Origin of the sequence: Tessaracoccus sp. OS52, assembly GCF_020687685.1 — a bacterium.
Taxonomy (GTDB): domain Bacteria; phylum Actinomycetota; class Actinomycetes; order Propionibacteriales; family Propionibacteriaceae; genus Arachnia.
In genome coordinates this window covers 207,271-227,385 of the sequence record NZ_JAJEWM010000003.1, presented here as the reverse complement: position 1 = coordinate 227,385, position 20,115 = coordinate 207,271, and the positions used below count along the sequence as shown (strand labels likewise).

At 68.5% G+C, this 20,115-nt stretch carries 16 protein-coding genes; 6 read left to right on the top strand and 10 right to left on the bottom strand.

Annotation, left to right across the window (positions count from 1 at the left end; translation table 11 throughout):
* Positions 1-57: 57 nt before the first annotated feature.
* From LKO27_RS12180 to LKO27_RS12155, 6 genes are all read right to left on the bottom strand, one after another.
* Positions 58-855 carry a deoxyribonuclease IV gene (locus LKO27_RS12180; RefSeq protein ID WP_370630022.1) on the bottom strand — a complete coding sequence of 266 codons (798 nt, stop codon included), beginning with the start codon at positions 853-855 and terminating at the stop codon, positions 58-60.
* Positions 856-952: 97 nt separating this feature from the next.
* A complete protein-coding gene (locus tag LKO27_RS12175) occupies positions 953-3,553 on the bottom strand; it encodes a glycoside hydrolase family 3 N-terminal domain-containing protein (protein ID WP_227737780.1) in 2,601 nt (866 codons plus the stop codon).
* A 292-nt stretch (positions 3,554-3,845) separates the two neighbouring features.
* On the bottom strand, positions 3,846-5,294 hold the full coding sequence (locus LKO27_RS12170) for a hypothetical protein (RefSeq protein WP_227737779.1): 1,449 nt from the start codon (positions 5,292-5,294) through the stop codon (positions 3,846-3,848).
* A 165-nt stretch (positions 5,295-5,459) separates the two neighbouring features.
* A complete protein-coding gene (locus LKO27_RS12165; RefSeq protein WP_227737778.1) occupies positions 5,460-7,553 on the bottom strand; it encodes an MDR family MFS transporter in 2,094 nt (697 codons plus the stop codon).
* Positions 7,550-7,972 carry a MarR family winged helix-turn-helix transcriptional regulator gene (locus LKO27_RS12160; protein WP_227737777.1) on the bottom strand — a complete coding sequence of 141 codons (423 nt, stop codon included), beginning with the start codon at positions 7,970-7,972 and terminating at the stop codon, positions 7,550-7,552. The genes LKO27_RS12165 and LKO27_RS12160 overlap by 4 nt, the downstream gene beginning before the upstream one ends.
* An 84-nt stretch (positions 7,973-8,056) precedes the next feature.
* Entirely contained in the window at positions 8,057-10,000 is a 1,944-nt protein-coding gene (locus LKO27_RS12155) for an alpha-glucosidase (RefSeq protein ID WP_227737776.1), read from the bottom strand.
* Between the two features lie 261 nt (positions 10,001-10,261).
* Between LKO27_RS12155 and LKO27_RS12150 the strand changes: the two genes are divergently transcribed.
* Positions 10,262-11,773: a DHA2 family efflux MFS transporter permease subunit gene (locus LKO27_RS12150; RefSeq protein WP_227737775.1), complete on the top strand. Its 1,512-nt coding sequence runs from the start codon at positions 10,262-10,264 to the stop codon at positions 11,771-11,773.
* Between the two features lie 154 nt (positions 11,774-11,927).
* The gene (locus LKO27_RS12145; RefSeq protein WP_227737774.1) at positions 11,928-12,524 is read left to right on the top strand and encodes a DUF305 domain-containing protein; all 597 of its coding nucleotides are present in this window, start codon (positions 11,928-11,930) and stop codon (positions 12,522-12,524) included.
* A 52-nt stretch (positions 12,525-12,576) separates the two neighbouring features.
* Here LKO27_RS12145 and LKO27_RS12140 read toward each other — a convergent pair whose 3' ends face one another.
* The 3 genes from LKO27_RS12140 to LKO27_RS12130 are packed head-to-tail and all read right to left on the bottom strand — an operon-like array spanning position 12,577 to position 14,470.
* Entirely contained in the window at positions 12,577-13,197 is a 621-nt protein-coding gene (locus tag LKO27_RS12140; protein WP_227737773.1) for a peroxiredoxin, read from the bottom strand.
* Positions 13,194-14,168: a cytochrome c biogenesis CcdA family protein gene (locus LKO27_RS12135; RefSeq protein WP_227737772.1), complete on the bottom strand. Its 975-nt coding sequence runs from the start codon at positions 14,166-14,168 to the stop codon at positions 13,194-13,196. The genes LKO27_RS12140 and LKO27_RS12135 overlap by 4 nt, the downstream gene beginning before the upstream one ends.
* On the bottom strand, positions 14,168-14,470 hold the full coding sequence (locus LKO27_RS12130; protein ID WP_227737771.1) for a glutaredoxin: 303 nt from the start codon (positions 14,468-14,470) through the stop codon (positions 14,168-14,170). The genes LKO27_RS12135 and LKO27_RS12130 overlap by 1 nt, the downstream gene beginning before the upstream one ends.
* Positions 14,471-14,593: 123 nt before the next feature.
* Between LKO27_RS12130 and LKO27_RS12125 the strand changes: the two genes are divergently transcribed.
* From LKO27_RS12125 to LKO27_RS12110, 4 genes are all read left to right on the top strand, one after another.
* On the top strand, positions 14,594-15,295 hold the full coding sequence (locus LKO27_RS12125) for a response regulator transcription factor (protein ID WP_227737770.1): 702 nt from the start codon (positions 14,594-14,596) through the stop codon (positions 15,293-15,295).
* On the top strand, positions 15,292-16,419 hold the full coding sequence (locus tag LKO27_RS12120; protein ID WP_227737769.1) for a cell wall metabolism sensor histidine kinase WalK: 1,128 nt from the start codon (positions 15,292-15,294) through the stop codon (positions 16,417-16,419). Before LKO27_RS12125 ends, LKO27_RS12120 begins: the two co-directional genes overlap by 4 nt.
* 94 nt (positions 16,420-16,513) lie before the next feature.
* A complete protein-coding gene (locus LKO27_RS12115; RefSeq protein ID WP_227737768.1) occupies positions 16,514-17,119 on the top strand; it encodes a DUF305 domain-containing protein in 606 nt (201 codons plus the stop codon).
* A gap of 41 nt (positions 17,120-17,160) precedes the next feature.
* Positions 17,161-18,585 (top strand): NAD(P)/FAD-dependent oxidoreductase, encoded by a 1,425-nt coding sequence (locus LKO27_RS12110; RefSeq protein WP_227737767.1) that lies wholly within the window; start codon positions 17,161-17,163, stop codon positions 18,583-18,585.
* A gap of 117 nt (positions 18,586-18,702) precedes the next feature.
* Here LKO27_RS12110 and LKO27_RS12105 read toward each other — a convergent pair whose 3' ends face one another.
* Positions 18,703-20,109: a glycoside-pentoside-hexuronide (GPH):cation symporter gene (locus tag LKO27_RS12105; RefSeq protein WP_227737766.1), complete on the bottom strand. Its 1,407-nt coding sequence runs from the start codon at positions 20,107-20,109 to the stop codon at positions 18,703-18,705.
* Positions 20,110-20,115 lie beyond the last annotated feature (6 nt).

The following is a 20,115-nucleotide window of genomic DNA, read 5'->3' as shown; positions in this document are numbered from 1 at the left end:
AACTCCTGGGTTCGGGGTGGGCCTACATACGAAGCGTATGGCGCCGCCCGTCCACTATCAGGGGGTTGCGAGCGACTCCTTCAACCAGCCGATCTCCGCCGTGTGCTCGCCGGCGTCGCCGGGGGTCTCGAGGATCACGTTCGCGTTCGCCTCGCGCACCACGTGGAGGATCAGGTCCGGGTCGATGCGGCCGTGGCCGAGGTTGGTGTGGCGGTCTGCGCCCGAGCCCGCCTCGTCGCGGGAATCGTTGCAGTGGACGAGGTCGATGCGGCCCGTGACGCTGCGGATGTCGTCGACGACCGTCTCCAGGTCCAGTCCTGCGGCGTGGGCGTGGCAGGTGTCGAGGCAGAAACCGACCGAGTCGATGTTGTCCGAGTCGCCGATCGCGGCCCACAGCAACTCGATGGCCTCGACGGTGCGGGCCATCGCGTGGTCGCCGCCGGCGGTGTTCTCGATGAAGATGGGGACGTCGAGCTTCAGCCCGTCGACGGCCTTGCGCCAGTTGGCGAAGCCGACGGCGTAGTCGTCGTCGGCCGTGACGTGCCCGCCGTGGACGATGACCCCCCTGGCGCCGACGGCGGCGGCCTCGGTGACCACCTGCTGCAGGAGCTTGCGCGACGGGATGCGGATCCGGTTGTTGGTGGAGGCGACGTTCAGGGCGTACGGTGCGTGGACGTAGAGGCCGAGGCCCAGTTCCTCCGCCGCGGCGCGGAGTCCGGCGGCGCCGCCCGGGTACTCGGTCACGGGCTTCTTCCAGCTCTGCGGGTCACCCAGGAACATCTGTGCGATGTCGGCCCCGCGGGACTTGGACTCGACGATCGGGTCGTCGCGACGGACGTGGGCTCCGAACTGCATCATGCCCGCCAGCCTAGCCGGATCGCGACCGCGAGCCAGCCGAGAAGCGCAGGAGGGGCGCCCGCTGTGGGCGCCCCTCCTGTCCATCGTTTGTCGGTCACAGCAGGCCGACGATCACCTCCGCCCGTCCGCCCAGATCGGCCTGGGCGTCAGCCGACAGGGTGTCGGGCTTCTTCGGGTTGTCGAGCAGCCGCTGGAACCGCTCCAGCGCAACCGTGGCCGGCTCGGTGCGGCCCTCGGCCTGGTGCTTGCTCGCCTGCTCGAGTGCGCTGGTGAGCTGCTTGGCGATGGGTCCCGCCACGTCACCGGAGGCGATGTGGGCTTCGAGCTCCGCGGCCAGTTCCGCCAGTTCGACGCCGGCCTCGTAGGTCAGGCCGAACCCGAACGGGAAGAGCGTGTCTTCCGCGTCGTAGCCGGGCAGGTCCGGCGCCTGCGTCTCGATGGCCTCGACGTTGTTCGCGAGCGCGAACGGCATCTTGCCCTGCGGGGCGAAGTTGCCGGAGAGCACATCCCAGAGCGCCGCGTCGGTCACGCCGAAGCCGGCGACGATGGCGCCAGCGTCCTGCAGGCCGCTGGCCTCGTCGAGGACGTAGGGCTGGCGGAAGTAGACGCTCAGGACGGTGTTCTCGGCGCCGACTTCGTCCATGACGGCCTGGATCTCGTCGAGCGACGGGGTGATCTTCCAGGACTGGGACTCGGCCATGCCGGTGAAGTCGAGGATGTTCGACTCCCACGGCAGCGCGCCACCGAATCCGAGGCGGTTGTCCGTGCACGACGGCGTCGGGTTCGGGTTGTTGATCGCCTCGGTGCCGCCCTCGAAGACGCACCGGTCCGACGCTCCCCACGGGCTGTTGCCGTCGAGGCCGGGGACGCCCTCCAGGACGACGGGGTTGTGGCCGTACTCGGGATCGAGACCGCCGACGACGTAGAAGTCGGCGTTGGTGCTCAAGTCATCGGTATCGGTGAACGAACGGGTGGCCGGGTTGAACCAGCCGGTGTCGGTGAAGTTGGACCGATACGCACCGGTGACGGAGCGATCGGTTGCCGCCGTGACGTTGATCACCGCGACGTCAGCATCGGCAGCCGCCTCGACGCCCGCCTCGTTGCCGTTGATGACCTGGAAGCCGGCCTCGGCCACCTGGTCCTCGTTGTAGGCGCCCATCACGAAGACGTCCTGGTTGCCCGCCAGTGGCAGGACCCCGCTGTTCTGGAGCAGCACGACAGACTTGCGCTGCACTTCCTGCGCGACGGCGCGGTGCTCGTCGGCACCGACGGTGGCGGTCGCCACGGCCGGGTCGACGTAGGGGTCCTCGAAGAGGCCCAACTGGAACAGCGGTGTCAGGAGACGCTCTGCCGCGAGGTCGACGCGCTCCTCGGTGATGAGACCGGCGTTGACGAGGTCGAGGATGACGCTCACGTTGCTGAACCCGGACAGGGTGTCCGTGCCGCCGTTGACGGCCGCAGCGACGCGCTCCGGGACGGTGGAGTCCTCCAGGCCCCAGGCCCGGTCGTTGATGATGCCGGTGTCGGAGTTGACGTAGCCCTTGAAGCCCAGCTGGTCACGCAGCAGCCATTCGACGATCTGCTCGGAGAAGGCGAAGCCCACCTCGTCGAAGGTGACGCCGTTGTAGGTCACGTCGACCGGGACGCCGTAGTACGGCATGATCGCCGCGACGCCCGCGTCGATCGCGGTCTGGAACGGCTTGAGCGCGTCCTCGAAGCCGCTGCCCGGGTAGGTCTGGTCCTTGCCGTGGGCGTAGTGCGGGTCGAGGCCGAGGGTCTGTGGACCGCCGCCCGGGAAGTGCTTCATCGTGAGGGCGACGTCGGTGTCCGGGGACAGGGACACGCCGTCGGCGTCGACGGGGCCCTGCAGGGTCTCGACGAGGGTGCCCATGATGTCGGCGCCCAGGTCCGAGTCCTCGGTGAAGGTCTCGTGGACGCGGTACCAACGAGGATCGGTGGAGAGGTCGGCCATGTAGCCGTACATGCCACGCAGGCCGATGGAGGCCCACTCGTCGCCCATCACCGTGGCGAAGTCCTCGACGACGCCCATGTACTCGGGATCGCCGAGGGCCGCGGATGCGACGCCGGCCTCTTTCGGGAAGGCGCTGAACGCGCCGGCCGCCTCGTTGATGCCGACGCGCGCGTCGTGGTCGATGTGGTTGCGGGCGTTGGACTTGAACAGCGACGGGATGCCGAGCCGGGTGGCCTCGGTCATTTCCTGGACGGCGTTGGTGAATTCGGCCGCCTGGGCCGGGGTCACGCGCGGGGTTCCGGATGTGCCGCAGGGGGTCGACGCGGAGTCGACGACGTTACGGAGGATGAACCGGTGCATGTATTGGTTCTGGATGTAGTCCGTCGCCGGGTTGGCGACGGTGCCCTCACACCCCGCGTTGAGGGTGTTGATGAGCATGAGGCCGGATTTCTCCTCGATGGTCATCTGGCTGACCAGGTCGGCGACACGCTCCTCGACTGACAGCCTCCAGTCCTCGTACGGGTCCAGTGCTCCGTTGTCGTTGAGGTCCTTGAACTGCAGCGCATCATGCTCGATGACGTCCTTGACGCGTGCCTCGAGCGTTGGCTGCTCCACCGCAGCGGCTGATATTGGCGTCGGCGCGATCGTTGCGCCGACCCCGAGGCCCAGTGACAGTGCCATCACTGCGGCCCCCAGTACCTTCCGAGACTTCGGTGTACTCATTCGACTACTCCTTCGGGTCGTGGTCATCGGCTGCCCCTTTGCGTCGATGACCGGGTGTGAAGGTAAGTCGGGGCCCGGGCCGGCTTCAAGCAGTTGCAGTCGTTTGCCCCGACCCTTCCCTGAGTCCTACGTCACTGAGTCGTCACTCGAAGCGGTTCGCCGCTCCTCGAGGTCCGGAGTCCGGCTCGGCCGTGACGTGCCCGCCGTGGACGATGACCCCCCGGACGCCGAATTGGGGGTTTCGTTGTGGAATGACCCACAACGAAACCCCACTCGGCGTCCAGTCAGGTAATCAGCTGAACCGGACGATGTTGTTCAGCACCCACTTGTCGCTGACGGTGTACGTCCAGCCCTCGGTTGCTCGGTCCCAGTTCGCGGTGGCGACCTTGGCCTGGGCGTAGCTCCGGCAGCCATTGCCGCCCGTCACCGGGGTGTCGCAGTCGGTGCGCCAGCGACGTCCGTCCTTGGCGGTCCAGGAGCCGGTGTGCCCGAGCGGGTTGTTCGCCCAGAGCTTGCGGGTGCTGGGCGCGTAGGTGAGGTTGTTGAAGGTCCAGTCGGTGACTCGCGTGTAGGCGCCGGCGATGTACCTGACCGTCGTGGCGAGGATGTCGGTGCGGCAGCGGATGGTCTGGGAGTACGACTCGCAGGTTGTCTTCCACTGGCGGCCGTTGAAGTCGTGGAGGCCGGGGGTGGAGTAGATGCTGGTGGCGGTGCTCGGGCTGGCGACGAAGCCGCGGGTGTCCCCGCCTTCGAGTAGCGCCGTCCCGACGATCTGGCCCTGGGTGTTGATGTCCGCGACGTCGATGAGCTTGAAGGCGCGGTTCTTGACAACGAGATCGTTGAGGTCGTGAATGGCACCGTCGTGCCAGACCACCGCGGTGCTCTCGCTTCCCGCGGAGGTCTCACTCCACGACCTGCCCGCGATGACGCCCGAGTTGTTGATGACTTCGGCGCAGGTGTTCCGGTGCTTGGCGAAGCTGGGGAGCTTGCTCCAATTCCCGGCGGCGTCGTAGTAGGACGGCGTCGACGGGATCCCCACGCAGCTGACCAGCTCGCCGCGGTCGTTTGCGGCTCCGGCGCCCAGGTTCCGGGCGCCGCTCGGGGCCTTGAGCGCCCGGGCCACGCCGTCAGCCCACAGCACCGGAGTCTCCACACCGTCGCGCTGCGCCAATCCCGCCACAAAGCGCCCGTTCTCGGAGATGCGGCCCGCCACGGGGGAGGTGTATCCCTGCGGAGCGGCCAACGGGGTCGCGCGGTCCGGTCCGTCGAGGAGGAACGGGGACGCGTCGCCCAAGCCGTTTGTGACTGCCACGCCCGTCCCCGAGATGTTGACCACGCCTTCGCGCACTGGGTTGGTGACGTAGTCCGTGCCGTCGCGATCCGCAAACCAGATTGCCGGATCACCGGCTTCATCGAGCGCGTCAGCCACCACCCGGTTTGCCTGGGACGAGACGTCGACGGCGGCGGCCTGGGAGGGTTCCAGCGCGTGGAAGTACGGGAGAGGGTTGCTGTCCCAGTAGGTCAGCCTCGTGTCCTGGCGGTACCAGTCCGACGAGACGCCGACGATGGTGCCGTCGTTGTTGAGGCCTGTCGCGTAGGAGTTGGGGAAGTCTGCCGAGGGGTCGAGCAGGATGACAGCGTAGGACGGTGGGGGCGGGGCCGCGCCGCTGGGCTCGGTTGCGACGAACATCGAGGTCGCGACGAGGGCGGTGGTGCAGGCGGTGGTCAGGAAGCGCTTCATGGGGCTCTCCGGGTCTGGTGGTTGGGGCTCGACGCTGGGAGGCGTCTTGCCCTTACAACGCAGCTGGGGAGGGACCGGTGTACCGGTCGGCATGCCTTTTTGCACGACTTTGCCGACGCGGCAATACATGGTGCGGCCAAGGAAGCAGGTTGGCGCGGGAAACTCTCAGTCGACCGGACGGGCGACTTCCGGGATCCCCGGCTCGGGGCGCGCCAGGTCCAGCAGCAACACCGTGGAGAGATCGCTGGTGGCGTAGCGCAGTTGGTTGACGTCGACGGCTTCGTAGTCCTCGGTGACCGACGGTTCGAAGGAGGCGAGCACCTCGGAGCGTTCCCGGTCTGCTGCCACCCGGACGGCGATCTCCTTTCGGAGGTCCTCACTGATGACCCCGCCCTTGCGCTTGGAAGCGCGGGCGAGGGCAGCCGCGTACTTCTCCGCAGCGACGATCTCGCGCGCGTCGTCGGAACCGAGCATCCGGGCGGTCTGTTCGACGATGGCCTGGCCGGCCGCCAGGTCGCCGTCGCCGATGTCGGAGATGGCGCGCCGCAGCAGTTCGCGGTCGGGCCTCCGGCTCTCCCTCAGCAGCAGACCCAGATGCACCGCAAGGATGCGCTCCCGGGTGCGGATGCCCTCGTCGTGGGCGCCGAGGCCGGGGACCACCTCGTCGCTCATGGCCGACTGGCCCATTGTGTCCAGCAGTTCGCGGCGCGCCTCGTCGACGCTGGTGACGGTGTCGGCCAAGGGAATCGCCCTGATCAGCAGCGTCGCAGCGAACGCGATGGCCAGGATCGGGAGGCAGGCGAGGAAGACGATGTGGAGCTGGTCCGCCAGGGCCATCCGGACCGCGGCCAGGACCTCCGGCGGCAGCGCGGCCATGGTCTCGGGGTCGAGCACCGAACCGGCGTCGATGTCACCGATCCCGTCGCCCAGTTCCGCGACGATGCTCTCGGGCAGGTGCGACGCGATCGCGGCTGCGAGCCCGCCGGTCATGATGGAGCCGAAGATGGCGATTCCGACGGTGGAGCCGACGTTGCGGAAGAACTGCGTCGAGGCGGTGGCGACGCCGAGGTCGCGGCGGGTGACCGCGTTCTGCACCACGAGCGTATAGAGCTGCATCGCCAGACCGAGGCCGATGCCGAAGACGGCCATCGCGGAGGCCAGCTCCAGCCGCGTCGAGTCCACGGTGAGTCGGGTCAGCAACCCGACGCCGGCGGCCATGACGATGACGCCGACCAGCATGATCTCCTTGTAGCGGCCCGTCCGGGTGACCATCACCCCCGCGACGATGCCGACCAGCACCAGCCCCAGCATCAAGGGGAGCAGGATCAGGCCGGATTCGGTGGCGCTGACACCCATGACCCCCTGCGCGAAGACCGGGATGTAGATGATGGACCCGAACATCACCATTGCGATGGTGAACGCCGCCACGTTGGCGTAGGTGAAGATGGAGTTGCGGAACAGGCGCAGCGGGAGGATCGGCTCGGCCGCGCGCACTTCCACCAGGACGAAGGCTGCCAGGCCGACGGCGCCGAACGCGAACAGCCCGATGACCTGGGGGGAGTTCCAGGCGTAGCTGGTGCCGCCGAACGACGTCGCCAGCAGGATGGCGACGAGCGACGGCGTGAGCGTCGCGATGCCCAGGTAGTCGATCCTCGCCTCGCGCCGCTCGTGCGGGATGTGAAGGAACCGGGCGATCACGACCAGGGCCAGGACTCCCAGGGGGAGGGTGGCGAAGAACAGCCAGCGCCAGCCCAGGACGTCGGTGATGAAGCCGCCGGCGAGCGGACCGGCTACGGAGGTGACGCCGAAGATCGCGCCCATGTAGCCCTGGTACTTGCCGCGCTGGCGGGCGGGGATGATGTCGCCGATGATGGTCTGGGAAAGCGGCATCAACGTCCCCATGCCGAGGCCCTGGATGCAGCGCCCGAGCACCAGCATCCAGAAGTCGACCGAGAATCCGCACACGATCGAACCGACCATGAAGACCACGAGTCCGCCGATGTAGAACGAGCGGCGGCCATAGAGGTCGGAGAGCTTGCCGACGATGGGGACGCTCACCGCCGACACGAGCATGGCCGCCGTCGCCACCCACGAGTAATGCTCCATGCCACCGAGGTCGGCGACGATGCGGGGCATGCCCGGACCGACGATGGTCTGGCTGATGGATGAGACCAGCATGCCGATCATGAGGCCGATGAACACGCGACGGTGTTCCGGACTGAGTTCGTAGGGTTGCGGGGCGGCGGAGGCGCTTGTCACAGGGATAGTTCCAGGTTCTGGTTGAGGCGGGAGAGCATGCGGGCGAGCTGGGACTTGTCCTCCTCGGACCAGTCGTCGAGCGTTTCTGTGATCAGCCGGACGCGGCGGGATCGTTCCTTGGCGACGGCGGCGCGCCCGGCCTCGGTGAGGTGCAGCAACTGTGCGCGGCGGTCCCCGGGGTCCGGCTGGCGCTCAACCATCCCGGAGCCAACCAGGTGCGCGACGCGGCGGCTCATGGTGGAGACGTCGAACCCTCGGGCCTCGGCGAGGTCGCTCAGCCGCACGCCGTCGAGCGAAGCGCGGTTGGCCATCCAGGCGAGGACCAGGTAGTCGAGGTTGCGGAGCCCGTCGTCCGGCATCCGCGAGAACGCGGGGCCGAGGTTCGCGAACAGGCGCGCGAGTTCCTCAGATAGTTGCATGCAGCAAGCATATACCTACGGCATTGCTCGCCCGTTCCTGAGCGTCTCAGGACAGCCCGGCTGCGCTACGCGAAACGGGCGGGTTCAGCGGCGGTGGCGGTAGCGGTGGTGGTGGCGGTGACCGCGGGGAGCGTGCAGGATCTTGACCTCGTAGGGGCCGAGCACACGGTGCGCCCCCGGGACCCGGCGCGGCCGGACCGTCGGGTACTCAAGGAGGTTCACCTCGATGAACCACCTGTCCGGCTCCCCGGCCGCCGCGTCGATCTCCCGGTACCAGGCGAAGTAGTTGCGGCGCCGTCGGGCGATGAAGTGGATGTCGCCAATGGTGAGAGCCGGGTACTGGCGGCGCAGCGCGATCAACCAGCGGTAGTAGTTGAGCACCGAGTCCGGGTCCTGGCGCTGTTCGGCGACGGTGTAGCCCTCCGACGTCTCGTGGAACCCGATCCACGGCTCCCCGGTGGTGAAGCCGTGCTTCTCGGTGGCGTCCCAGCGCATCGGGGTCCGGGTGTGGTCGCGGGAACCGGGCAGGACTGCGGAGAGGCCGTCGCGCCCGAGCAGTTCCTGCTCCGCGATGCGGTTGATGCTCTCGAGGTCGCGCAGGTGGGTGGCGTCGGGGAAGTTCTGGTTGATCGCGGCGATCTCCTGTCCCTGGTACATGAACGGGGTGCCGCGCATCAGCATCTGGATGGTGGCCAGGGCCTTGGCGAGCTGGGTGCGGTACTGCGGGTCCGGGTTGACCTTGGAGAGCATCCGCGGGTTGTCGTGGTTGTCCCAGAAGATGCTCATCCAGTCACCGGATCCGATGCGGCTCTGGTAGTCGATGTAGTGGCGCTTCAGGTGGTTGAGGTCGTAGCGGTAGTCGTCCCAGCGGGTCTTCCCGGGCCCGTCGAGGTGGTCGAAGTTGAAGATCATGTCCAGCTCGTGCCGGTCCTCGCCGGTCAGGAGTCGGCCCATCTCCACGCCGATCCCGGGCGTTTCACCGATCATGACGCCGACGGCGTCGCGGCCGGGACCCACGTCGTCGGGATCCGCATCCGGCCGGACGAACCCGTTGCGACGGAGTTCGGCCAGGTACTCGTGCAGCTTGGGGCCGTGGAAGTAGTGCTCGATGCCGTAGAACTCCAGCAGCTTGCCGACGAACTCGCTGCCGTCGGGAAGCCCCGGCCGCTTCGAGATGTAGTTGATGACGTCGAGCCGGAAGCCGTCGACGCCCCGGTCCATCCACCACCGGACGACGGCAGCGACCTCGTCGCGAACGTCCTGGTTCTCCCAGTTGAGGTCGATCTGCTGCTGCCCGAACAGGTGCAGCACCCACTGCTGGCGCTCCTCCACCCACCGCCACGCCGGTCCGGAGAAGAACGAGACCCAGTTGTTGGGCGGGGTGTCGGGGTCGCCGTCGCGGAAGAAGTAGTAGTCGCCGGTCGGTCCGTCGGGCTCGCTCACCGCTCGCTTGAACCACTCGTGCTCGTCGGAGGTGTGGTTGACGACGAGATCGAAGATGATGCGCATGCCTCGCTCGTGACAGCCGGCGATCAACTCGTCGACGTCCTCGAGCGTCCCCATCTGTTCCATGACGGCCCGGTAGTCAGAGATGTCGTAGCCGTTGTCCGCGTCGGGGGACTCGAAGATGGGGGAGAGCCAGAGGCAGTCCACGCCGAGTTCGACGAAGTGGTCGAGGTGCTCGATGATGCCGCGGACGTCGCCCATGCCGTCGCCGTTGGAGTCGGCGAACGAGCGTGGGTAGACCTGGTAGAACACGGCCTTCTTCCACCACTTCGGCGTGATGGCGCCGCTTCGGTAGGAGGGGTGGTCGTGGGTGTCGTTGAGGAGCGCGACGAGGGAGTCGGTCAGGTCGTGGCCGAGGCCGATCCTGCCCAGCAGCTTCAGCGGGAGCGCCCGTACGGCCGGGTTGTCCACCCAGGCCCGCGAGAGGCCCAGGCCCAGCATGATCCGGTCCAGCGCGTCGCGTCCCACCGGGTGCGCGTAGGCGTCGCCGACGGTGGAGTGGTGGGTGATGTGCGTGGGCATCTGGTACCTCCTGAACAAATGGTGGCACGCCGGGCAAACCCCCACGTCCGATTGTGGAGGTGGGCACACTGGGGCCCCCGGTTCGAACGTGCCGGCGCTGATCGGGCACCGTGGAGAGCAGGACAGAAACTCCGTTTTCTTTGCACTCGAGAGCAAAGAAAACGGAGTTTCTGGCCAGTCCTCCTCCGGCTCCGAAAGCCAGCCCTCCTGAGCAGGGTCGGACGTCTACAGTTGAGCAGCCAAACCGGAGAGCAGGAGCCCATGTCAGCGAACACCCGACCCGACGCGAGGCCATGGCCCGCGCTGTGGGCGCTCGTCATCGGGTTCTTCATGATCCTGGTGGACACCACGATCGTCTCCGTGGCCATCCCCACGATCATGGCCAGCTTCGGCGCCGATGTCTCCGGTGCCATCTGGGTCTCCAGCTCCTACCTGCTCGCCTACGCGGTGCCGCTGTTGATCAGTGGGCGGCTGGGTGATCGCTACGGGCCCAAGCGGCTCTTCCTCGCAGGCCTGGTGGTGTTCACCCTCGCGTCGCTGGCCTGCGGCCTCGTCGGCACGGTGACCGGTCTGATCGTCGCGCGCGTGGTGCAGGGCCTGGGCGCCTCGATGATGTCGCCGCAGACGATGTCGTTCATCACCAGGCTGTTCCCCGCGAGTGAGCGCGGCAAGGCGATGGCGCTGTGGGGAGCCGTGGCCGGCGTCGCGACCCTGGTGGGTCCGATGCTGGGCGGGGTGCTCATCGACACTCTCGGCTGGGAGTGGATCTTCTTCATCAACGTGCCGGTCGGCGTCGTCTGCTTCGCGCTCGTCATGCGGCTGGTGCCCCGGCTGGAGGTCAGCCCGCACCGCTTCGACTGGCTCGGCGTCGCGCTCAACGCGGTGGGGCTCTTCCTGATCGTCTTCGGCATCCAGGAGGGCAACACCTACCAGTGGGGGACCATCGCGGGACCCATCACCGTGTGGGGGCTGATCGTCGTCGGGGCGCTGGTGATGGTTGCGTTCTTCGTGTGGCAGCGGGTCAACCGAGGCGAGCCGTTGCTGCCCCTGGAGCTGTTCCGGGACCGCAACTTCGCCGTCTCCAACTCGGCGATCGCACTGGTCGGGTTCGCCGTCACCTCGATGCCGTTCGCCTTCATGCTGTGGGCGCAGAGCGCCCGCGGTCTCAGCCCCACCCAGGCCGCGCTGCTCAACGTTCCCCTCGCGCTGGTGACCCTGGTGCTCTCACCTTGGGTGGGTGGCCTGGTGGACCGGCACCACCCGAAGAAGCTGGCGGCCCTCGGCACGCTGGTCTGGTCGGCGAGCCTCCTCGGGCTCAGCGCCCTGATGGCATCCCCGGCTTCAATCTGGTGGGCGGTGGTCCCGATGGCGTTCCTCGGGCTTGGGAGCAGTTTCGTCTGGGGGCCGTTGTCGACCGCCGCAACGGGAAACCTGCCCAGGCTGCGGGCGGGCGCGGGGTCGGGGGTCTACAACACGACGCGCCAGATCGGGGCGGTGCTCGGCAGCGCCGTGATCGCGACGGTCATGGGCTGGCGGTTGTCCGTCCACGTGGGGGAGGCCTCACTCGCGGAGATCCAGGCCAACGGGGCGGAACTGCCTGCACAGGTCCGCGACGGCGTCGCCGCAGCGATGGCCGAGGCCGTCCTGGTGCCTGCGGTGGCGATCGGCGCCGTCGCCCTGGTGGCGTTGTTCTACGAACGTCCTCGACACCAGCGCGCCGACGTCGGATCCTCCAGGCCTGCACGGGCGCCGGAGGCGGGCGAGGTCAACTGACCACCGCAACTGCAGACGTTTCTTCGGCCGAGTGGCCCTACTCGACGATCACCTGTGGAAATGTGGGTTCCCAACGATCCACGCGTCGGTGAGGCTCTGGTCGGACGGCACCGCTTCTCGCCTGCTGGAACCGGCGCCCGAGGTAGGAGGTCAGATGTCAACGCACGAGGAACAACCGCAGGGCCAGGAGCCCCGGCCGGATGACTCCGGTTCCCACGACGGGCCCATGTACCTCAGGTTCGCCGCGATGATCCTCACCGGGATGGTCGTCATGTACTTCCTGATGTTCGTCGGTTCCTGGGAGTGGGGCCACATCCGGTTCAGCCAGAGCCGTATCTTCATGGCCTTGACCATGGGTGGGGCCATGGGGCTGGTGATGCTGGCCTGGATGCTCAAGATGTACAAGAACATGCGCTGGAACGTCGCCATCGTCGTGGTCAGCCTCGTGCTGCTGTTCGCCGGCGCGTACCTCGACCGAAGCCAGGTCACCGTCGATGACGAGGCCTTCATGAGCGGAATGATCCCGCACCACTCGCTGGCCATCACGCGGTCGGAGCGAGCCGGGATCATCGACGTGCGCGTCTGCGAGCTCGCGGTGGGGATCAGTGAGGCGCAGCGCCGGGAGATCAAGGAGATGGACTGGCTCATCGAGGACATCGAGAACAACGGGGCCGCCACCACCGCCGAGGAGGCCGCTTCCCGGCCCGTTCCGGACTTCGCCGAATCCGCCAAGCGGCAGTGCCCCAGCTGACGCGGCAGCGCCCCGGACCCACCAGGGGGACCGGGGCGCACCGTGAAACGGCTCAGCCCAGACGATCCAGCGCCTCGTCCAGCAGTTCCTGGGGGTCCAGCCACATCGAGGGGTAGTTGCCGTACCAGCGCTGGACGCCCTCGCCGTCGATGAGGACGAACCCGTGCCCGGGCATTCCGGGGTGCATTCCCTTGTCGAGGACGTCGTAGGCCTTGGAGACGGTCCCGTCGTCGAGTAGGTAGGGCGTGGTGACGCCGAACTGCTGCATGTCAGGCAGGATCTGCTCGGCGGTGTTCATGACGATGGGGATCACCTCGATGCCGGCCTCGGCGAAGCCCGGGTTCTTCTCGATCTCGGCCATCTGCATGGTGCACGACGCGCAGCCGGCGCCCTCGTTGAAGTAGATGATGACCGGGTTCGGTCGCAGCGCGCTGAGGGTGACGGTGGTCCCATCGGTTGTGGGGAGCGTGAAGTCGGGTGCGAGGTGCGAGGTGTCGCCCTGCTCGGGGACCGCGGTCCACAGGCCGTAGCCGGTGATGCCGAGCACGACCACCGCCACGACGGCGCTGATCACGCGCGTCCAGGAGCGGGTGCGCCGGGTCCGCTGCTGCTCGCTCTCCTGCTGGGCCCGCAGTTGTGCCCGCCGGGAACGTTCGGGTCTGGTCTGGGTCATCGGTGCTCCTTCGACGGGGCGGTTGCCAGGTGAGGGGTCTCGGCGTCCGTCGCGGAGCCGGGCGCTGCGTCGTCACAGCAGGCGTGCTCTTCGACGGCGGGGGCGGGGGAGTGCTTGCTGCGGTCCCGCAGGGTGGCCAGGACGAAGACCGACACCAGGGCCAGCAACGCCAGACCGAGGATGGCCTCCGGGATGGGGGCGGTGATCGCCAGCAGCCAGGCGAACGCGTCGCTCAGCCAGGCGCCCATGCCGACCAGGGGTGCGTCGGCGCCGGTCATCTCGGTTGCCCCGGCCTGCCCGATCACGGCGATGCCCATGACCACGAACCCGACCGCGACCAGCAGGTTCACCGTGTTGGTGGCCAGCGTGAAGCGGCCCAGGCGCAGGCGCACCGGCTTGGCGCGGAGGCTGCGCATCCGCTCGGGCCGCTTGTCCCACAGCAGGGCCATCACGAACAGGGGAATGACCATCCCGAAGACGTAGGCGAGTCCGAGGACGAGGCCACCCGTCGGGGATCCGGAAAGGGCCGAGAGCGTCATCACGCCCGCGAGGACGGGCGCGCAGCAACTGGAGGCGATCCCGGAGAACACGCCGAGGCTGAAGAAGGTGGCGGTGTCGCTGCGTGCGGTGTCGGGGGCCCGCAGGACCGACGGCATGGACCACATCCGCCCGGAGAGGGCGAACAGGCCGAGGCCGATCATCAGCAGGCCACCGGCCCAGTACAGGACCGAGTGGTACATGGCGATGGCGCCGGCGATGAGGCTGACGCCCATCGTGATCGGCACCAGCACCAGCGCCAGCCCGGCCGCGAACACGAAGGTGAGCGGCAGCAGCCGCCAGCGCCGGTTCTTGGCGGCGGCCGCCAGATAGCTGGGCGCGAGGAAGACGATGCAGCACGGCGCGAACAGCGCCACACCGCCGGCGAGGAAGGCCGCGAGGATGCCCCCGGCGCTCAGCAGGTCGGCGCCCATCAGCGTGCTTCCAGCTGTTCGACGAGCCGGGCGAGCTTGCCGCGGGAGATCCTGCCGTCGTTGAAGAACCGCCCCCCGACCAGGGTGAGCGGGAACATCCGGGGGCGGTGTTCACCGATCAGGGCCTGGCCGGCGGGGGAGTCAGCGGGCACCGTCGTCAGGTTCAACAACCCGCGGCCGGCGAGTTCGACGAGGCGCTCGTGGGCGTCGTCGCAGAAGTGGCACGCCGTCGTGGTGACCAGCGTGACCTCCGCGACGTCGGTCCGTGCGCTCGGTGGGGACGAAGTCAGGGTCTCGTTCACGCATCCAGACTCACCCGGCAATATTGAGGATCGATCCGGGAGTGGTCAAGATTCGGCCAAGATCGCGTCGTCCGCAGCCGGGGGCGGTGTCGGGTCGCGCTCGGTCTGGTTGATACTGGCTTGATGGTTGACTCATCGGGCGCCCAGGTGCTGGTCGTGGACGACGAGCGCGCGCTCGCCGGAATCGTCAGCTCCTATCTCCGTCAGGCAGGATTCGGGGTCACCGAGGCCTACACCGGGCCCGACGGCGTCGCGCTCGCCCAGGAACTGGACCCTGACGTCATCATCCTCGACCTCGGCCTGCCGGGCATGGACGGGATCGAGGTCTGCCGGCAGGTCCGGACGTTCTCGGACTGCTACGTGCTGATGCTGACGGCCCGGGTGGACGAGGTGGACAAGCTGATCGGTCTGTCGGTCGGGGCCGACGACTACCTCACCAAGCCGTTCAGCCCGCGCGAGCTCGTGGCCAGGGTGAAGACGGTGCTGCGGCGGCCCCGTCGCGCCGACAGCCGCCCACCGGAGTCGCGCCGGGCCTTCGGTGCCCTGAGCGTGGACCCGGGCGGCCGCGACGTGTGGGTGGGCGGTGAGGCCGTCGACGTCACACGGACCGAGTTCGACATCCTCGACGCCCTGTCCGCGCGCCCCAACCTGGCCTTGAGCAGGCGCCAGATCATCGACGAGGTGTGGGGTCCGGGGTGGGTGGGCGACGAGCACGTCGTGGACGTCCACGTGGCCAACCTCCGCAAGAAACTGGGCGACCCGCCGGCCGAGCCCCGCTACATCCTGACCGTGCGCGGGGTGGGCTACCGCATGGGTGCCGGATGAGGGGGCTCCGGGAGCGGGCAGGCAGGCTGCGGTGGGGCACCCGGACGTTCCTGACGCAGGCGCTGGTGGTGACCGCGAGCGTGATCACCGCCGCGTTCGTGGCCCTGGTCGTCGGGCCGCCCCTGTTCCACGAACACCTGCTCGAGTTGGGACTCCCCGCGGGCTCGGCCGAGATGGCACACGTCGAGGAGGCCTTCGTCGACGCCGGTGCGACGTCGCTTGGCGTGGGCCTTGCGGTGGCGCTGGTGCTGGCGACGGCGCTCGCCTGGGTCGAGACCCGGCGGCTGCGGCGCCCGCTGGAGCAGTTGACGGCCGCGGCCAGCCTCGTCGAGGCGGGTGACTACTCCGCGCGCGTGCCGGCCGGGGATGCCGGGCCGGAGTTCGACGCCGTCGGCGAGGCCTTCAACGGCATGGCCGAGCGGCTCGACTCCACCGAGGAGAGCCGGCGGCGGCTGCTCTCCGACGTGGCTCACGAACTTCGCACGCCGCTGGCCACCCTCTCCGCGGAACTGGAGGCCCTGGCCGACGGGGTCATCCCGTGGGACTCCGAGAGCGAGCACCTGTTGGCACTCCAGGCGGCGCGGCTGCAGAAGATCGCCCATGACCTTGACGACGTCTCCCGCGCCGAGGAGGGTCGGTTCGTCCTGGACCGGCAGCCGATCGCAGTCGCGGAACTGCTCTCCCACGCCGTCGCGTCGTTCGCTGCCCGGTACGCGGCCAAGGGGGTGGAACTGTCGTCGGACCCGGACGGGAGCGTGACGGCCGTCGACCCGCAGCGCGTGGGCCAGATCCTCGGGAACCTGCTCGACAACGCCCTGCGGCACACCCCGGGTGGCGGACGGGTGCAGATCAGGGCGCGCGGGGCGAGGGATTCAGCCGTCATCACCGTGACCGACACCGGGGATGGTCTGGCGCCGGAGCACCAGGACCGGGTCTTCGAGAGGTTCTACCGGGCCGACGCCGCCCGCGCACGCGACGCGGGTGGCTCGGGGATCGGGCTGACGATCGCGCGCAGCCTGGCGCTGGCGCACGGCGGCACCCTCACCGTTGCCAGTGCAGGCGTCGGCAGGGGGACGACGTTCACGTTGCAGCTTCCGCTGGCCGGCACAACGGGCGCTTCTTGATCATTTCTTGACCTGGTGCGGGTGGTTTTGCGCGGATTGGCTCATAGCATCCACTGCGTAGCCGGCGACCGCGTCGGCGGAACGGAGTCCCAAGATGAACCGGAAGCAACGGATCGCGACCACGCTCGGCGGGCTGGTCCTGACGGCGTCACTGTCGGCTTGTGCGGCCCCGACGACCACTCCCGCGTCACCTGGAGCGACGCCCGTGGCGACGGCGAGCGCATCGTCGGAGCACAACGAGGCGGACACCACCTTCGCGCAGATGATGATCATCCACCACGAGGGCGCCATCGAGATGGCCGAACTGGCCGTGGAACGGGCAGAGACCCCCGAGGTGGTTTCCCTGGCCGAGCGGATCGCCGCCGCCCAGGGTCCCGAGATCGAGCAGATGAGCGCCTGGCTCACCGCCTGGGGTGAGGAGACGTCGCCGTCGGAGCATGGCGGGATGGACCACGGCGGGATGGACATGGACGGCATGAGCCAGGAGGAGATGATGGGCGAGCTGGACGGGTTGTCCGGGGCCGAGTTCGACGAGCGGTTCCTGAGCGGGATGATCGCCCACCACCAGGGCGCCGTCGAGATGGCCGAGGCCGAGTTGGACGAGGGTGAGAACGCCGAGGCCCTGGCGCTGGCGGAGAAGATCATCGCGGACCAGCAGGCGGAGATCGCCGAGATGGAGGAACTGCTCGGCGAGTTGTGAGGCTCCGCTGCACGACGAGCCCGTCGGGGTGAGGATGGAGCATGGAAACCACGGACTTCGACCTCATCGTCATCGGCGCCGGCTCAACTGGCGAGAATGTTGCCGACCGCGCCGCCCAGGGCGGCCTCAGCGTCGCGATCATCGAGGACGAGCTCGTCGGCGGGGACTGCTCCTACTGGGCGTGCATGCCCTCCAAGGCGCTGCTCACCTCCGGTGAGGCGCTGCGAGCCGCGCAGGCGGTGGGCGGTGCGCGGGAGGCGGTCACCGGCGGCCTCGACGTCGCAGCCGTCCTGCGACGTCGCGACGAGTTCACCTCCAACTGGGACGACAGGTCGCAGGTGGAATGGGTGGAGGGAGCCGGGCTCACCTTGTTCCGTGGCAAGGGCCGGATCACGGCCGAACGCGAGGTGACGGTGCAGACCGACGGCGGACCCGCCCAGGTCCTCCGCGCGAGGCACGCCGTCGCCGTCGCGACCGGGTCCGAGGCTGCGATCCCCGGCATCGAGGGGCTGCGCGCTGCCGGGCCCTGGACGAGTCGGGATGCCACCAGCGCCCGGGAGGTGCCGGAGAGTCTGGTCATCATCGGCGGCGGGGTGGTGGCCTGCGAGCTGGCGACGGCGTTCGCGGACCTGGGCTCCGACGTCACGGTCCTTGCCCGCAGCCCGCTGCTGAAGAGGATGGAGCCCTTCGCAGGTGAGGCGGTGACCAAGCGGCTCCGGGAGCGCGGCGTGACCGTCACCGTCGGTGCGGAGACGACGCGGGTGACGCGGGCCGGCGGCAGGGTCACGGTCGAGACCGGGGATGGCCGAAGCGTCGTCGCGGCAGAGGTGCTGGTGGCCACTGGACGCCGGGCGCGCACCGACGATCTGGGCCTGGCCGCCGTCGGGCTCACCGACGGCGAGTACCTCGACGTCGACGACACGATGCGGGTGGCGGGAGTGGACTGGCTCTACGCGGTGGGGGACGTCAACAACCGGGTGCTGCTGACCCACCAGGGGAAGTACCAGGCACGCGCTGCGGGCGACGTGATCGCGGCCCGCGCGGCGGGGCGCCGGGTGGACAGCGGGGCCTGGGGCGCGCACGTCGCCACCGCCGACCATTCGGCGGTGCCGCAGGTGGTGTTCAGCGACCCGCAGGTGGCCGCGGTGGGCCTCACCGCCGCCGCGGCCAGGGATGCCGGTTTGGACGTGCGGGTGGTCGAGACGCCGTTGGGCGCCGTGGCGGGGGCGAGTCTTCGCCGCGACGGCTACGAGGGCACGGCTTGCATGGTGGTCGACGAGGCGAGGTCGGTGGTGGTGGGCATGACGTTCGTGGGCGCCGACGTCGCGGAGTTGCTCCACGCGGCGACCGTCGCGGTCGTGGGAGAAGTGCCGCTGGGCCGCCTATGGCACGCGGTCCCCACCTACCCCACCATGAGCGAGGTGTGGCTGCGGCTGCTCGAGGCCTACGGTCGTCCCGAGGCATAGGTAGCCACCCTTGGAGGAATTGCCAGAAACCCCGTTTTCTTTGCACTCCCATGCAAAGAAAACGGGGTTTCTGTCCATTCCTCCAGGGGCCACGAACCACCGGCCCGCCCGACCCGCTCAGTTCGCGGTGGTCCGAGCCTCCCGCGCCGCGAGTTCGGCGACGATCGCCGCGTAGCGCGGCTCGTCGATCCTGTACTTCGCCCGCAGGATGACCCAGCTGATGATCATCAGGATGAGCGGGATGATCATCATGACCACCTTGAAGTTGTTGATCCCGGCCTCGGTCATTTCGGACGGAGAGGCGATCCGGCTGATCCCGGACCAGAGGAGCGCCAACCCCACCAAGGCTGTCCCCAGGGCGTTGGAGCCCTTGTAGATGAACGGTTGGAGCGAGAAGGTGACCGACTCGTTGCGACGTCCCAGCTTCCATTCGCCGTACTCGACGCAGTCGGCGACGAACATCAGCATCAGCAACTGGATGAACGCCTGCCCGACGAACAGCAGCACCCCCGCCACTCCGATGACCAGCATGTCCTGGGCGGCGAGCGCGAACACCAGCAGCCCACCCACGCACAGCACGGTGGCCAGCAGGTGGATGGCGCGCCGGCTCAGGACCTTGGCGACCAGCGGGAACACCGCGAGTCCCGTGAGCTGGGCGACGCCGAGGATGGCGGCGAAGATCGAGTACATGCCCTCGTCGCGGTAGACGTACTTGAAGTAGTAGATGCCCAGGCTGGTCGTGGCGGTGTAGCCGGCCATGAAGATCACCATGGCGAGGGTCACCCAGAGTAGTTGGTCGTTCTTCCCGATGACGCGAGCCAGGTCGCGGAGTGGCGTGTGCTCGACCGGCACCGCGACCCGCTGCCGCGCGAACACCACGGTCAGCGACTGGAACGCCAGCATGACCACCACGAGGATCACCGAAAGGACGAGCCAGCCCTGCTGCAGGCTGCCGAGCCGCTCCCCGAGCATCGTCGTGATCGGCACGATCGCGACGACGACGGCGAACAGGCCGATGTTGGCGCAGATCCGGGCGATCACGCCGATGGCCTCGCGCTCCTTCTGGTTGCGGGTCAGTGACGGCAGCAGGCCGTAGAAGGAGATGTCGTTGATGGTGTAGCTGATCTCCCAGGCCAGGTACACCAGCGTGAACACCACCAGGAAGGCGGTGCCGCGGAGGCCCGTGTCGACGAACATCAGCACCGTCGTGAGACCCCACAGCAGCGCTCCGACGGCGATCCACGGCTTGAACTTGCCCCACCGGCTGCGTGTGTTGTCCACCACGACGCCCATGAAGGGATCGTTGACGGCGTCGAAGATCCGCATCACGACGAGGATCACCGTGACGGCCGCGAGGACCGGTTCCGAGACGTCGAGGACGTCGCTCAGGTAGAACATCAGGAACATGCTGACCATGGCGGCCGTCATGTCCCGGCCAAGCGTGCCCAGCCCGAACGCCAACCGGTTCCGCCAGGGCCTCGGCTCCGACTCGACTGCGGGCAAGGGGGTGGCGACGCTGCTCATGGCGTC